This is a genomic window from Caulobacter sp. P4_E5 (assembly GCF_056401555.1).
On the sequence record NZ_JBFUJD010000106.1, the window covers coordinates 1 to 14,304 of the forward strand.

The 14,304-nt window shown below is 68.2% G+C and carries 12 protein-coding genes and 1 pseudogene; 5 read left to right on the plus strand and 8 right to left on the minus strand.

What is annotated here, in order from left to right; translation table 11 throughout:
* Positions 1-23 precede the first annotated feature (23 nt).
* Positions 24-2,420, minus strand: coding sequence for a TonB-dependent receptor (locus tag AC1DSO_RS22660; RefSeq protein WP_477070964.1), 2,397 nt, complete (start codon positions 2,418-2,420; stop codon positions 24-26).
* Positions 2,421-2,764: 344 nt separating this feature from the next.
* Here AC1DSO_RS22660 and kduI point away from each other — a divergent pair, with 344 nt between their 5' ends.
* The 4 genes from kduI (at position 2,765) to AC1DSO_RS22680 (ending at position 6,064) form a co-directional block, all read left to right on the plus strand.
* The gene (gene kduI, locus AC1DSO_RS22665; protein WP_477070965.1) at positions 2,765-3,613 is read left to right on the plus strand and encodes a 5-dehydro-4-deoxy-D-glucuronate isomerase; all 849 of its coding nucleotides are present in this window, start codon (positions 2,765-2,767) and stop codon (positions 3,611-3,613) included.
* 20 nt (positions 3,614-3,633) lie between these two features.
* Positions 3,634-4,836 (plus strand): glycoside hydrolase family 88/105 protein, encoded by a 1,203-nt coding sequence (locus tag AC1DSO_RS22670; RefSeq protein ID WP_477070966.1) that lies wholly within the window; start codon positions 3,634-3,636, stop codon positions 4,834-4,836.
* Positions 4,837-4,867: 31 nt separating this feature from the next.
* Positions 4,868-5,623 carry a FadR/GntR family transcriptional regulator gene (locus tag AC1DSO_RS22675; RefSeq protein WP_477070967.1) on the plus strand — a complete coding sequence of 252 codons (756 nt, stop codon included), beginning with the start codon at positions 4,868-4,870 and terminating at the stop codon, positions 5,621-5,623.
* 114 nt (positions 5,624-5,737) lie between these two features.
* A complete protein-coding gene (locus tag AC1DSO_RS22680) occupies positions 5,738-6,064 on the plus strand; it encodes a hypothetical protein (RefSeq protein ID WP_477070968.1) in 327 nt (108 codons plus the stop codon).
* Between the two features lie 36 nt (positions 6,065-6,100).
* Here the strand turns inward: AC1DSO_RS22680 and AC1DSO_RS22685 are convergent, their stop codons facing one another.
* Positions 6,101-7,087, minus strand: coding sequence for an SMP-30/gluconolactonase/LRE family protein (locus AC1DSO_RS22685; protein WP_477070969.1), 987 nt, complete (start codon positions 7,085-7,087; stop codon positions 6,101-6,103).
* Here AC1DSO_RS22685 and AC1DSO_RS22690 point away from each other — a divergent pair.
* On the plus strand, positions 7,071-7,235 hold the full coding sequence (locus AC1DSO_RS22690; protein ID WP_477070970.1) for a hypothetical protein: 165 nt from the start codon (positions 7,071-7,073) through the stop codon (positions 7,233-7,235). The two genes, AC1DSO_RS22685 and AC1DSO_RS22690, sit on opposite strands and share 17 nt — an antisense overlap.
* Here AC1DSO_RS22690 and AC1DSO_RS22695 read toward each other — a convergent pair.
* From AC1DSO_RS22695 to AC1DSO_RS22720, 6 genes and pseudogenes are all read right to left on the minus strand, one after another.
* Positions 7,232-7,984 carry an IclR family transcriptional regulator gene (locus tag AC1DSO_RS22695; protein WP_477070971.1) on the minus strand — a complete coding sequence of 251 codons (753 nt, stop codon included), beginning with the start codon at positions 7,982-7,984 and terminating at the stop codon, positions 7,232-7,234. The two genes, AC1DSO_RS22690 and AC1DSO_RS22695, sit on opposite strands and share 4 nt — an antisense overlap.
* Positions 7,985-8,056: 72 nt before the next feature.
* Positions 8,057-9,025: an alpha/beta hydrolase gene (locus AC1DSO_RS22700; RefSeq protein ID WP_477070972.1), complete on the minus strand. Its 969-nt coding sequence runs from the start codon at positions 9,023-9,025 to the stop codon at positions 8,057-8,059.
* A gap of 59 nt (positions 9,026-9,084) precedes the next feature.
* Positions 9,085-11,817, minus strand: a complete 2,733-nt coding sequence (locus AC1DSO_RS22705) for a glycoside hydrolase family 3 protein (protein WP_477070973.1) — start codon at positions 11,815-11,817, stop codon at positions 9,085-9,087.
* Positions 11,818-11,843: 26 nt separating this feature from the next.
* Positions 11,844-11,978, minus strand: coding sequence for a hypothetical protein (locus AC1DSO_RS22710; RefSeq protein ID WP_477070974.1), 135 nt, complete (start codon positions 11,976-11,978; stop codon positions 11,844-11,846).
* Between the two features lie 74 nt (positions 11,979-12,052).
* The gene (locus tag AC1DSO_RS22715) at positions 12,053-13,597 is read right to left on the minus strand and encodes a tryptophan halogenase family protein (protein WP_477070975.1); all 1,545 of its coding nucleotides are present in this window, start codon (positions 13,595-13,597) and stop codon (positions 12,053-12,055) included.
* 67 nt (positions 13,598-13,664) lie between these two features.
* A pseudogene (locus AC1DSO_RS22720) lies at positions 13,665-14,304 on the minus strand (TonB-dependent receptor); the annotation flags it as partial.

The window sequence follows — 14,304 nt, forward strand, 5'->3', positions numbered from 1 at the left end:
GGTCTAGGGGAGGGCGCTGCGCTCTAGAAGTTCACGTCCAGGCGGGCGCCGAAGTAGCGGAAGGCGTCGCGGCCGGGGAGCCAGGTGCGGCCCAGCGCCGTCGGGATGGCCGGGTTGCTGTAGCCCGAAGTGCCGTTGCCGATGCCTTGGGCGTAGCGCTTGTCGAACAGGTTGTTGGCGAAGACCGAGACCTTGTAGCGGTCCTTCAGGTCGGCGATTCCCAGCTTCAGGTCGACGACGCCGTAAGCCTTCTGAATCGTACGCGGATCCTGGCTGAGCGAGAAGTTCACGTCGTCCTGCCAGCGATAGGTCGCGCCGACGAAGCCCTTGAACGGCATGCCCGGCAGATCGATGTCGTATTGGCCGCCGATGTTGAACTTGAACTTCGGCGTGTTGTTCAGCCGCTTGCCGGCGAGGTTCTGCACCCGGCCGTTGGTGGTCGCGGTGCGATAGCACTCGCCCGGCGCGCCGACGTAGCCAGCAGGCTTCAAGGGCAAGTCGGCAGTGGCCGGCTGGCTGTTGTTGCAGGGGCCGTTCGGGAAATCGACGACCTTGGCGTCGGTATAGGCGAAGGCGCCGTTGATGCGCAGGTTCGAGGTCAGGCGCGCCACGCCGTCCAGCTCGAGGCCCTGGGTGCGCAGCTGGCCGACGCTGTTGAGGAAGGTCAGAAAGGTGCCATCCGGCAGGAACGACGTCACCGAGGTCTGGAAGCCCTTGTAGTCGGCCCGGAAGACGGTGGCGTTGAAGTAGACACGGCGGTCCAGCAGGCTGCTCTTGAAGCCCAGTTCGTAGTTCTTGGCCGTCTCGGGCGGCACCGGCATCTGGGCGGCGATCCGCGCGTCGAACGTGCTGACCAGGTCATAGGCCTGGCCCTTGTAGCCAGTCGAGAAGGTCGCGAACGTCATGATGTCCGGCGTGATCTTGTACTGCACGCCGATCTTGCCGGTGACGGCGTCGTCCTGGTCGGACTTGCCGAACAGCAGGTGGCTGGTCGCCGCGCCGGGGGCGGTGCTGGCGAAGATCGTCTTGTCGAAGCGATAGCTGATCTTCTGGCGGTTCACGCGCGCGCCGCCGGTGACGCTGAGCTTGTCGGTCAGGTCCAGGGTGGCGTTGGCGAAGGCCGAATAGTTCTCGTTGGTGCTTTCGGCCAGGTAGCGGGCCAGCTGCAGCACGGGGCCGCGGTTCAGATAGCGGTCAAGATCGTTCTTGGCGTACCAGAGGCCAGCCACGTAGCGGAAGCGGCTCTGGCCAGGCGAGACCAGCCGCAATTCCTGCGTCCACGAGTCGGCGTGGAAATAGCCGTCGATGTGGGCGCCGCTATTGACGCCTGACGGGCTGGCCACGGGGAAGCCCAGCAGGAACGGCTGGTCGGTGCCGTCGATGTCCTGGAAGTCGACCATCTTCCAGCGATCGTGCGAGGTGATCGACGATAGGGTGTGGCCCTTCAGGAACGAGCCGTCGCCGAAGTCGTAGTCGATGCGGGCGGTCGTGCCGAAGACATCCGAATTGCCGCCGCCGATGCGGTCGTCGGCGCGGACGAAGTGGTTGTTCTTGTCGATCGTGATCCCGCGCAGGGTCAGGCTGGCCGGGAAGGCGGGCTCGCCCTGATAGAGCAGGCCCGGCGTCAGTTCGGTGATCGGGCTGGTGCAGCAGGTCGAGACGTTGTGATTATAGCGCGGCGCGATGCTGAGGGTCAGGTTCTCGGTCGGCGTCCAGACCAGCTTGGCCGTGGCGGTGAAGCCGGCGCTGCCGTTGACGTTCTTGCCGGTAGTCAGGTTCTTGACGTTGCCGTCGTAGTCGCTCTTGGCGACCGTCACGCGCAGCAGCAGGTCGTCCTTGACCGGGCCCGAGACGGTGAAGCCGATCCGCTTCTCGCCATCGTCGGTGACCAGCAGCATGCCCTTGCCCGAGAATTCGCGGGTCGGGGCGGCGGTGGCGATGTTCAGCACGCCGGCGATGGCGCTCTTGCCGAACAGGGTGCTCTGCGGGCCGCGCAGGACCTCGACCCGCTCGACGTCGATCAGGTCCTTGAAGGCGGCGGCCTGGAACCCGACCGGCACGTCGTCGATCACCACCGCCACGTCCGACTCGACGGCGATGCCGTTCGAGAAGGTGCCGATGCCGCGCATGTTGATGCTGAAATTGCCCGGCTGGCTGCCGTAGTTGATCACCAGGCCCGGCGACAGCTTCACCAGGTCGCCGAGTTCGCGGACGTTGTTGCGCTCCAGCACGTCGGCGGTGACGGCGGTGACCGAGACGGGCACGTCCTGCAGGCGCTCGGCGCGCTTGGTCGAGGTGACGATGATCTCCTCGAGCTGGGCCGAGTCTGTGGCCTGAGCCTGGGCCGCGGCGGCGCCGGGCGTGGCGGCCATCACGGCCGCGGCCGTTGAAGCGAGCAGCAAGAATCGAATGTTGGTCATGGCCTGGCCTTCCCCGCGCTAAATGCTCGCCGGTTCAATGCCGGCGGCGATTGGTATGCCCAACYGATGAAGTATGGTCAGGCCACTTGTCAAGTAGCGGCGTTATACGGCGCCGTGCGGCCTGGGCGCTGGGATTTTCGCTCTACCATGTCGCGATGGAAGCGCGTCCATTTGAAGGGCGGCATTGGCCAAGGGCGCAAGCCTCTGTTCGGGCTTTACGGTTTGGTCTCCAGATTGGTAATGTCAATTTAGAAGCCGCGATGAGCAGGGGAGGGGCGGATGCGTATCAGCGAGCGATCGCCGACAGGATCGATGGCCGGCGAGCGACGGACCCGTATCCGCCGATGACCGTGCAGATGGATTATCGCGAGAGCACCGACCGCGCCGGCATGAGTCGGATGACGGTGCGCGAGCTGCGCGACACCTTCGTCATCGGCAGCCTGTTCCGACCCGGCGAGCTGGGGCTCAGCTATCTGGAGATCGAGCGGGCGGTGGTCGGCTCGGCCACGCCCGTCGGCGCGCCGCTGCTGTTGCCGACCCACAAGGAGCTGGCCTCGCGGTTCTTCTGCGAGCGCCGCGAGGTCGGGGTGATCAACATCGGCGGCCCGGGCTCGGTGACCGTGGATGGCCAGCGCTTCGACCTGGTCCGTCACGACAGCCTCTATATCGGCCGGGGCGTCGAGACTGTCAGCTTCGCCAGCGACGACGCGGCCGAACCGGCGCGCTTCTATTTCGTCAGCTATCCGGCCCACACCAGCCATCCCAGCAAGCGGGTGCGGCGCGACGAGGCCCGGACGATCTTCGCCGGCGAGGCCCATACCGCCAACCGCCGGGTGATCCGCCAGAGCATCCGCCCGGGCATCGTCGAGACCTGCCAGCTGGTGATGGGCTTCACCGAGCTGGAGGCGGGCAATGTCTGGAACACCATGCCGCCCCACACCCATCGCCGGCGCAGCGAGATCTACATGTATTTCGACGCCGCGCCCGGCCGGGTCATGCATCTGATGGGCGACCCGTCCGAACCGCGCGCGGTGTTCATGGACGATGGCGAGGCGGTGTTCTCGCCCAGCTGGTCGATCCACAGCGGCGTCGGCACCGCCAACTACAGTTTTGTCTGGTCCATGGGCGGCGAGAACCTCGAGTTCGACGACATGGACGTCCTGGCCGTGTCCGACCTCGGGCCGGGCGCCTGAGAAGCAAGAGAGCCATACGAATGACCCTCAAGACCCTCCTGAAGGCGGCCGCCGCCCTCGCCATCCTGACTGGAACCGCCGCGCCGGCGCTGGCCGCGCCCAAGCGGGCTGTCGTCGGCGTCCCCGTCTCGGCGATCGACGCCGCCGGCCGCAAGGTCGCGGCCTGGCAGCTGACCCACATGGACAATTTCGACTACGTGCCGGTCAGCCAGTTCCGCAAGGACACTGAGGCGCCCCGCGACTGGATCCAGGCGGCGTTCTACGTCGGCCTCTACACCTTCGCCGACGCCACCCAGGATCCGTACCTGACCAACGCCGTCCTCAAGCACGGCGAGGCCGAGGGCTGGGGCTTCGACCACCGGCCGCGCCACGCCGACGCCGACGCCACCGGTGCGGTCTGGGTCTGGGCCGCCGAGCGCACCAAGGATCCCAGCAAGCTGACGCCGATCCGCGCCCGCTTCGACGCGGTGCTGGCCGATCCGTCCAAGGTCTCGCTGGACTTCTCGTTGAAGCCGAGCAAGGGCCCGCCCTATTGCCAAGTCCGCTGGTGTTGGAGCGACGCGATCTTCATGGCGCCCCCGGTCTGGACCTCGCTGAGCAAGGTCTCCGGCGACAAGCGCTATCTGGCCCATGCCGACAGCGAGTTCTGGGCCACTCACGACTATCTGTTCGACAAGACCGACCATCTCTATTTCCGCGACAGCCGCTTCATCGCCCAACGCAGCGACGCGGGCGCCAAGATCTTCTGGGGCCGAGGCAACGGCTGGGCCTTCGCGGGCATCGCCCGGATCCTGCAGGACCTGCCGGCCAACCATCCCAGCCGACCGAGGTACGAGGCGGTGTTCAAGCAGATGGCCGCGCGGATCGCGCCGCTGCAGGGCGAGCAGGGCTATTGGCCCGTCTCGCTGCTGGAGCCGCAGAAGACGCCGGAGACCAGCGGCACGGGCTTCTTCGTCTATGGCCTGGCCTGGGGCGTGAACCACGGCCTGCTGCCGCGCGCCAAGTATGGTCCGGTCATCGACAAGGGTTGGAAGGCCTTGGACGCGGCGATCGAGCCTGACGGGCGCCTGGGCTGGGTGCAGCGCGTCGGCGCCGCGCCGGACCAGGTGGGGCCCGACGATACCCAGCTCTATGGCGTCGGCGCCTTCCTGTTGGCGGCCAGCGAGGTGCGCAAGCTTGGCCAAGTTTCGGGCTCGCCTTCCCAAGGTGCAGCCAAGCGCTAAGATGGAGTCGCAGAATCCAGAGTGAGTTTCGATGCGCGGCGCGCCTGATCCCCAGAAGCTCTACCAGCAGGTGGCCCGTTCGATCGCGGCCTCGATCGCCGAGGGGCGCTATGTCCCCGGCGACCGCCTGCCGTCCGAGCGGGGTCTGGCCGACTCGTTCGGCGTCAGTCGACCGACGATCCGCGACGCGATGATCGCCCTGGAATTCCAAGGCTTGGTTGAGGCTCGTCAAGGCTCGGGCGTCTATGTCATGTCGCGGGGCAAGCCCGAGGACGATGCGACCGAGGCCGAGGTCAGCGCCCTGGAACTGACCGAGGCCCGCCGCCTGTTCGAGGGCGAGGCCTGCGCCCTGGCCGCCGCCGCCGTCAGCGACGAGCAGATCACGGCCCTGGAGCGAATGGTCCGCGAGCTGGCTAACCTGGCCGGAACCGAAGACGGTGAGCGGCTGGAGCACGACTTCCACCTGGCCGTGGCCCACGCCACCCGCAACGCCGCCATCGTCGCCGCGGTCGAGGAAATCTGGACCCTGCGCCGGCAGTTCGCCGACTGCGGCGCCCAGCTGCGCCGCGTGCGCTTGGCCGATCCCGAGGCCTTCGCCGAGGATCACCGCCGCATCGTCGCCAGCTTGCGCAACCGTGATCCCAAGGACGCGCGGCGGGTGATCCACGAGCACCTGAACCGCACCGTCGAGGCCTTGCTGTCGATGGCCGAGCGCGACGCGCTGGAGCGCACGCGCCAGGAGATGGCCGACCGCCGCGACGAGCTTCTCCGCCGCACCGCCATCTGACGTTGTCTCTGACGGCGCGCTGTTCTCCGGCGCGATAATTCGCCGCACAAATCAAGGCCTTGCGGTCGCCGTACCGCGCGTGCTGACCTCTCCCCCTGGAATCAGGGGGAAGTAATGTCGGATAAATTGGCGCCCGCGAGCGTTGAGACGGTGCTGAAGGCGATCTCGGCCGAGATGTCGTTCGCCGCGGTGGCGTGTGGGCATCTGGATGTGGCGCTGGGCAAGATCCTCGACGTCGTGCCTGACGAGCATCGTCTGTCGGTAATGCAGGAGCTGCACACCGTCGACCTGCTGGCCCAACACATCACCGCCCTGACCGACTTCACCGGCAATCTGTCACAGCAGCACGGCCAGGGCGTACTCGAGGTCAATGACTCCCTTGGAGCCATTACGCTGGGCGACGTCGCCGCCCGTCTGCGCGCCTCGATCGCGGCCGAATAAACGGGCTCGCGGACGGGGCTAGGCCGCCGCTGGAGCCTAGCCTCGCCGCAGCCGTGCGCGCACCAGGCGCTTATTCGACGACATGTAGAGGAAGCCGTCGGCCCCGAACGCGCAATTGGAGATGACGTCGTCGGCGCGGATCACGCCCAGGCGACGTCCGTCCGACGCGAAGATCGAGATCCCGTCCTTACTGGACGCCCAGACATTGCCCTTGCGGTCGACCTTCAGGCCGTCGCCGCCCTGGATCCCGGCGCTGCGGTCGACGAACATCCGCCGGTTCGTCGGGCGGCCCTTGGCGTCGAGGGCGAAGGCGACCCAGCCGGTGTCGCGGTCGGTGACGTAGAGCGTGCGGCCGTCCGGCGACAGGCCGATGCCGTTGGGCTGCAGGGTCTTGTCGACCAAGCTGACCTCGCCGTCGGGCGCAAGGCGGAAGACGCCGAAATAGTCCATCTCGCGATAGGGCGAGTCCCAGGCCCCCTTCAGGCCCCAGGGCGGATCGGTGAAGTAGATCGCGCCGTCGGGAGCCAGAACCAGGTCGTTGGGGCTGTTAAAGCGCCGACCCTCGAATTGGGCGCACAGCACGGTCTTGCGCCGCGTCGCCAGGTCGATGCGAGCCAGGCAACGGTTGCCGCTGTCGGCCGCGACGAGACCGCCGCGCGCGACGATCAGGCCGTTGGTTCCCGCCTCGCGCGCGCTGATCGGGTTGGCGTCGCCGCGACCCGACGGCGTGAGCCAGACCTCGCCGCCGGTGGCGGGCGACCACCGCATGATGCGGTTCCCCGGCACGTCGGAGGCGAGCAGATAGCCGGACCGGCCGCCGACCCAGACGGGGCCTTCGCTCCAGGTGAAGCCGTCGAGGACCGTCTCGACCGGCGCGTTAGCGTCGATCAGGGCGTCCAGGGCCGGATCCAGCCGTTCGACGCGGCCGACCACGGGACCTGTCGCGCCGCGCGCTGCGTGGGCTAGGGTCGGCAGGGTGGCCAGCGAGGCGGTGAAGGCGCGGCGGGTGAACGCGGTGATCATGGCGGGCTGGGACTCGTCGGAAAGGAACTCGGCGACCCTAGCCCACATTGGCGCGGATCAGGAGGAGGTGATGCTGAAGATGCGCCGTTCGGCGCCAAGCGTCGTGCCGTTCCTGTTGCTCGCGGCCGCCGCGAAAACCTTCCGCTAGGTGACGCCTTGGATCTCGCCCGAGATCGCCGCGGCGGTGGCCTGGACCTCCAGGATGGTCTCGTCGATCGGCCGCGCGCCGCGCTTGTAGAGATAGGGCATGGTTAAGGCCGCGATCGCGGTTCCGTCGGCCACGATCGGCGAGGAGAGGTCGATGATGTTGGGCACCAGATCGCTCTCGGCCCGCCAATAGCCCTGTCGGGCGACCTGCTCGGCATCGGCCAGGAACGCGGCCTGTTCCGACGGGGAAATGTCCTTGAAGATCACCTCACGCCAAAGCGTTTGGACCGACGGCGGCTGGAAGGCGTAGAGCACCATGCCCGAGGTCGCCGCCACGATGTCGCGGCGATGGCCGGTGCGCACCGAGTAGCCATAGTAGCCGGGGTTCTCGATCCGGGCGACGACGACGATCTGTTCGCGCGACGCCTGGGCTAGATGGCAGGATTGCTCGACCCGCGCGGCCAGGTCGCGCATCAGCGGCAGCGCGGCTTCCAGCAAGGTCTTGACGGGCGCGCGCGCCATGCCCAGCCGGAACAGCCGGTTCGTCAGCTCATAGCCTTCCGCGCCGGGGACCGTCTCGATGAAGCCCTTGAACTCCAGGACGTGGATCATCCGGAAGATCTCGCCGACCGACTTTCCCAGCGCCACCGAGATCTGGGACAGCGTCATGGCCTGACCATGCCCGGCCAGGAGGTCGAGAATGTCGAGGCCCTTTTCCAGGGCCGGCGCGGTGTACTTGCGGTCGGACATGGCGAGACCTTCGAAACTAGGGCCTCTGGCTCTAGCTTTCGCGGGCAACGCGGGCAAGGTCCAACGCCGGCCCTAGCGAGGGCGAGGGCTCAGCATGCCGTGCATGCCGATCCAGCGCGAGAAGGCGTCGAACCAGCCCGTGCTGGTGGTCGGCTTCGGATACATGCCGAAGCCGTGCCCGCCCTGCTCATAGAGGTGGAACTCGACCGGGCGCTTGGCCGTCCGCCAGCTGTCGATCAGGCCAAAGCCGCTATTGACGAAGAACGGATCGTCGGCCGCCAGTGCGACGAACATCGGCGGCGCGTCGGCCGGCGGCGTCACCGGGGCGAGGGAGCCGTAGATGATGCCGATGAAGGCCGGCTTGGCGTCCTGGCCGGCCAGGGTGGTGGCCATGGTCAGCATGGCGCCGGCTGAGAAGCCGACCATGCCGATGCGATCAGGATCGACCCGCCATTCGGCCGCGCGCTTGCGCACCAGCGCGAAGGCCGCGCGCGAGTCGGCGATCTGGGGCGCCAGTCCCGCGATCGCCTGTTCGGGATTGGGCCGCGGGGCGCGCGCGACGCCCGAGAACATTTCGGTCATCGAGCGTTCGAAGCCCGGCATGTCCGCGGGCGTCTGGTTCAGCCGGTATTTGAGCACGAAGGCGGCCACGCCCTGGGCCTGTAGCGCGCGAGCGGTGTCCCAGCCCTCGTTCTCCATCGACAGGGTGCGAAAGCCGCCGCCGGGCGCGACGATCACTGCCGCGCCCGTCGCCTTGGCGGGATCCGGCAGGAACGGCGTCAGCGTGGCGATGGTGACGTTGCGGGCGAAGACGGAGCCATACTGGCTGTGCCAGGACTCCGGGTTCGGTGCGTTCGGCAGGACGCCGGTGCCAAGCTCGATCGCGTTCGGCTGGGCTGGAATCGGGATCGGCGTCTTCTTGTCGTTCTGCGCCTGGACGGGCGTGGCGAGGGCGCAGGCCATGGCGACCCCGACCACCGCCAGGCGCGCGCAAGCCGGCCGGACCAGACGAAGAAGTCTCGCACCGCTGAGGTGTCCCATTGTTTCGCTCCCTCTTGTTGTTGCGCCCTTTTGGGCGTTCGTGGTCGCTGAGGTCTCGGCTATTTAGGCACGGCCACCGCGGCTCCGACGGAGAACTCGGCGGCGCGACCGGCGAGCTCGGGGCTAGGTTGCCCGCCGCCGACGGTGACGCGATAGGACCCGGCGACCACCTGGCGATCGCCCTCGGGCGTGACCGAGCTGAGGTCGCGCGGCGATAGCGTGAACGTCACCTCGCGCGCCTGGCCCGGCTTGAGGCTCAGGCGCTGGAAGCCTCGCAAAGCCACGCGCGGCGCGCCCGGCGTCTGCGGGAAGTTGAGATAGAGCTGGGCGACCTCGTCGCCGACCCTCGCGCCGCTGTTGCGCACGGTGGTGGTGACGCGCAAGCCCTGGCTCGCGTCCGCGCCGAGGCGTTCGATCTTGACCGGCCCGTACTCGAACCGCGTGTAGCTGAGGCCGAAGCCGAACGGATAGACCGGCTCGCCAGTGAAGTAGCGGTAGGTCCGTCCAGCCATGGCGTAGTCGCCGAACGGCGGCAGGTCGTCGACCGTGCGATAGAAGGTCAGGGGCAGGCGTCCAGATGGGTTGGTCTTGCCCGACAGGACGTTGGCGACCGCCAGGCCGCCCGCCTGGCCCGGATACCAGGCCTCCAGGATCGCCGCGGCATTGGCCTTGGCCCAGGACAGGTTGAGGGGGCTGCCGTTCATGGCCACCACGACGAGCGGCTTGCCCAGCGCCTTGGCCTGCTCCAGCAACGCCTGCTGGTCGGCCGGCAGGTCCAGCGTGGTCTTGTCGCCGCCCTTGAAGCCGGGAATTTCGACCGGCGCTTCCTCGGCCTCCATGTCGGAGGTCAGGCCGACGACGGCGACCAGCACGTCGGCTTGAGCGGCGGCCGCCTTCAGGTCGGTGGTCGGATCGGTCGAGACGCGCTTCCAGATCAGGCTGACGCCAGACAGAGCGTGGGACTCCGAAACCACCTCGATCGGATAGCGGTGGCCCTTTTCCAGGCGGATGGTCTTCAGGGTCGGCAGGCTGCCCCAGCCGGCCTTGCGCAGGTCCGCGAACGGCTTGCCGTCCAGCTTGAGTTCGCCGTTGAACCCGGTCAGGCCGAGCCGGTAGGTCCCGCTTTCGGGCGGGACGAGATAGCCGGTCCAGACCACCTTGTGGTGGTCGGACACGGCCGCCAGGTCGAGGCTGCGGGCGGCCACGTCGGTCTCGACCCGCGTCACCACGGGCCGGTCGGAAAACCGCATCTTGGCCACGGCCGGGCCGAAGGCGCCCGGCTCGAAGCGGGTCGGGGGCGGCTCGACCGTGTTGAAGTAGCGCGTCAGCAGGCCAGGCTTGCCGTCGGGCGTCTGCAGCGCCGTGCTCGGCACCCGGTCGCCGTCGGTGAACGAAGGCCCGAACGGCGCATAGGCGACCTTGGCCGACGGCATGGCGCGGCGGAGGCCCTCCACCACCGAGATCGGCGGCGCCGACAGGGCCGAGGAATAGTTGCCGCGCAGGACGCGGGTGGCGTCGCCGAGGGGGCCGATCACCGCGATCCGCAGGTTCGGCCGCAACGGCAGGAGGCCGTCGTTCTTCAGCAGGACGAGGCTCTTCTCGCTGGCCGCCAGGGCTAGGGCCTCGTGCTGGGGCGTCATGACCGCATCGATCGTGGCGGGGCTGGTCTCCGACGGCCGCACGCCGGGCAAGTCGCCGGTGCGCAGCCGGGCCGAGAACAGCCGCACCAGCGCCTGATCGACGTCGGCGAGGGTGATCAGCCCCCGAGCCAACGCGTCCTGGTAGGGATGGGTCAGGCCGGCAGTGTCGGTGAGGGTGGCGCCGTTGCATTCGTTGTCGACGCCGGCTCGCATCGCCGCGGCGACGGCGCTGGCCGCGTCGGGCGCGTACTTGTGGTGGTCGGCGATGTCCTTGACGGCGTCGCAGTCAGAAACGACGTAGCCGTTGAACGCCCACGCGTTGCGCAGGTGATCCTTGAGCAGCAGCTCGCTGGCGCAGGCCGGCTGGCCGTCGATGCGGTTATAGGCGCACATCACCGAGCCGGCGCGGCCCTCGGTGATCGCGGCGCGGAACGCGGGCAGATAGGTGTCCTCGAGGTCGTGGCGCGAGACGAAGACATTGGCGCTGTGCCGGGTCGATTCCGGACCGCTGTGCACGGCGAAGTGCTTGGGCGTGGCCACGACCTGGGGCAGGTCGGCGTCGGGACCCTGGACGCCCTGGACAAAGGCGACGCCCATCCGCGCGGTGAGGAACGGATCCTCGCCATAGGTCTCCTGGCCACGGCCCCAGCGGGGGTCGCGGAAGATGTTGATGTTGGGCGACCAGGTGTCGAGGCCGGTCCCGATCCGTCCCAGGCGTCCGGTCTGCCGGGCCAGCCCGTGCAGGCCGCGCACCTCGGCGCCGATCGCCCCGGCGACGTCCTGGACCAGGCCGGTGTCGAAGGTCGCTGCCAGGCCGATCGGCTCGGGGAAGTTGGTGGTCGGCAGCGCGCCCAGGGCGCCGTGCAGCGACTCTGTCCACCAATTGTAGGCGGGCACGCCCAGGCGTGGGATGGCCGGCGCGGTGTTGAGCAGCTGGTCGAGCTTCTCCTCGGTCGTCATCTTCGCCACCAGGTCGGCGGCGAGGCGGTCGGCCTTGGCGCGCGCGGCCGAGCCGGCCGGCTTGGCCGCGTCGAGCGGGGCGGCTTGGACGACGGACGGCGCGGCCAGGGCCAGGATCGCGCAGAGCGCAGTGCTCGCGCCGCTTCGGCGCCATGAAGACCTGAACATCGCTTGCACCTTGGGAATGGACATCTGAATGGCTTTGCGGATCGCGCGGGCTAGCGGGACGGGCCGGCGCGGGCGACCACCGCGCGGGCGCCCTCGGGCCAGGCCTGGCCGCCGTCCTCGACGGCGAAGCGCAGGTCGGCCGACGCGATCGGCGGAATGGCGATGGCCGGGGGCAGCTGCGCCAAGGCCGGTGTCGCGATCAGGAGGGCGGCGCTCAGAACGCCGCGCCAGCGCGCGTGACGGGAAAACCTGGGCGGGTTCATACCGGCTGAAGGCCGTGTTCGACGATCTTGCGGATCAGGTCGCGATGCCGGGGCAGGGTGGCGCGCAGCCGCTCGGTCTGGACGGCGTTCTCGCGCAAGGCGCGCTGGGCCAGAGCCGCCTCGTCGGCCAGGGCGCCCGGTTCGATCTCGGTCCGGAAGCCCATGCCATAGAGCACGTACTGGTAGCTGGCGGCCGGGAAGACTTCTTCGACCCGGTCGAACTCTTCATGCAGCCAGGGCGGCTGATGGCGCCAGAGGCGCAGCAGGTCCGACAGGCGCCCGGGGATGGTCTCGGGCGCGCGGTTGTCGCGCCAGAACGCGGTATCGGATCTCTGGCTCAGCACGTAGTGCAGCTTGAGGAAGTCGATGATCCGACCCCAGCGGTAGTGGGTGGTGGCGTTGAAGCGGGCGGCGACGACGTCCATCACTTCCCGGCAGGCGGGCATCTGCTCGGCGATCAGCTTGGCCGAAAGCTCGATCAGGACGATGGCCGAGGCCTCCAGCGGCTCCAGGAAGCCGGCCGCCAGGCCCACGGCCACGCAGTTGCCCTTCCAGAAGGTCTCGCGGTGGCCCGAGCGGATCGAGATCTTGCGCGCCGACAGGTCGCGCACCGCCGGCCCGATATAGCCGCGCAACTCGCGCTCGGCGTCTTCGTCGGAGATGTGGCGGCTGGAATAGACGTGGCCGACGCCGCGACGGGTCGGCAGGCCGATGTCCCAGATCCAGCCCGCGCTCTGGGCGGTCGAGATCGTGTGGGTCGACAGGGGGCTGTCTTCGCGCTCGTGTGGGACCTGGATGGCCAGGGCCGTATCGCAGAACAGCACGTCGCCGCAGTCGCGGAACTTCACGCCCAGCGCCTCGCCCAGCAGCAAGGACCGAAAGCCGGTGCAGTCGACGAACAGGTCGCCCCGGATCTCGCCGCACTGCTCGGTCACCACGCCCTGGATGTCGCCATCCTCGGTCAGGGTGACGTTGCGAACGTCGGCCAGGACGTGGCGCACGCCCAGCTTTTCGCTGCAGTGGCGTTGCAGGAACGGCGCGAACTTGCCGGCGTCGAGGTGGTAGGCGTAGTTGGCCGCGCCTTGGTAGGGCGGGGCCGTGATGGTCTTGGGCGCCAGGCCGTCGTCGCACAGCAATCCCTGCGGGCAGACCGCGTCGCAGAAGCTCTGCGCCGTGCCGCTGGCCAGCCAGTGGGCGGCGAGGTTCACCTGGCCAAAGCTCTGCGGCAGCACCAGCGGATGATAGTAGGCGTCGTCGGGCGCGCCGGTGGTCCAGCGGGCGAACTTGGCGCCCTGTTTGAAGGCGGCGTCGCACTCGCGGAAGAAGTCGGTCTCGGACACCCCGATCTTGGCCAGGGTGGTGCGGAGCGTGGGCCAGGTGCCTTCGCCGACGCCGATGATCGGCGTGGTCGGCGACTCCACCAAGGTGACGGTGAAGCCTCCCGCCTGACGGGCGCGATGCTTGGCGGCGATCACGCCGGCGGTGAGCCACCCAGCGGTCCCGCCGCCGACGACCACGATGTTTTTGACGGGACGGACCATGATCTCGGCGCAAAGAAGCGACTGGGAACGCCGAAATCGACGTTCCCAGTCCAGTGGGGAGTAGAGACTAGAAGCGGAACCGAGCGCCAGCCGTATAGCGACGGCCGTACGCGAACACGTCGAGCAGTTGGTTGTCGAACCGGCCGTGCGTGCTTTGCACCTCGTTGGTGAGGTTCAAGGCTTCGAAGAACAGGTTGATCTGCTTCGTCAGCGCGTAGCTGGTCGAGAAGTCGATCTGCAGGTTCGGGTTCTCGAACGTGGGTTCGGAACCGAACGCGCCCGTGTTCTGGTTCTGGCCAAAGCCGCGCAGATATTCCTTGCGGTAGTTGACCGCCACCCGCGCCTCGAAACCGTTCTTGTCATAGAAGGCCACGAGGTTGGCGGAGTCCGCCAAGCCGGTGATCGCGAAGCCACTCTGCGAGATGTCCTTGCGATCATAGGGCTTGTTGGTGCTGACCAGGGTCGTGTTGGCGTTGAAGCCGAAGCCGCTGTCGCCGAACACGTGCTGCCAGGCCAGTTCGACGCCGCGCACGGTCGCTTCCGGACCGTTCACCTGTTGGGTGACGCTGAACACCGCCGGCTGGCCGGTGGTCGGGTCGATCACACCGTTGATCGTCTGCCGCTGGGTGCCGCCGACGATGAAGTTGCTGACGTCCTTGATGAAGAAGTTCACCGCCGCGTACGAGTTCGGCTTGTAATACCACTCC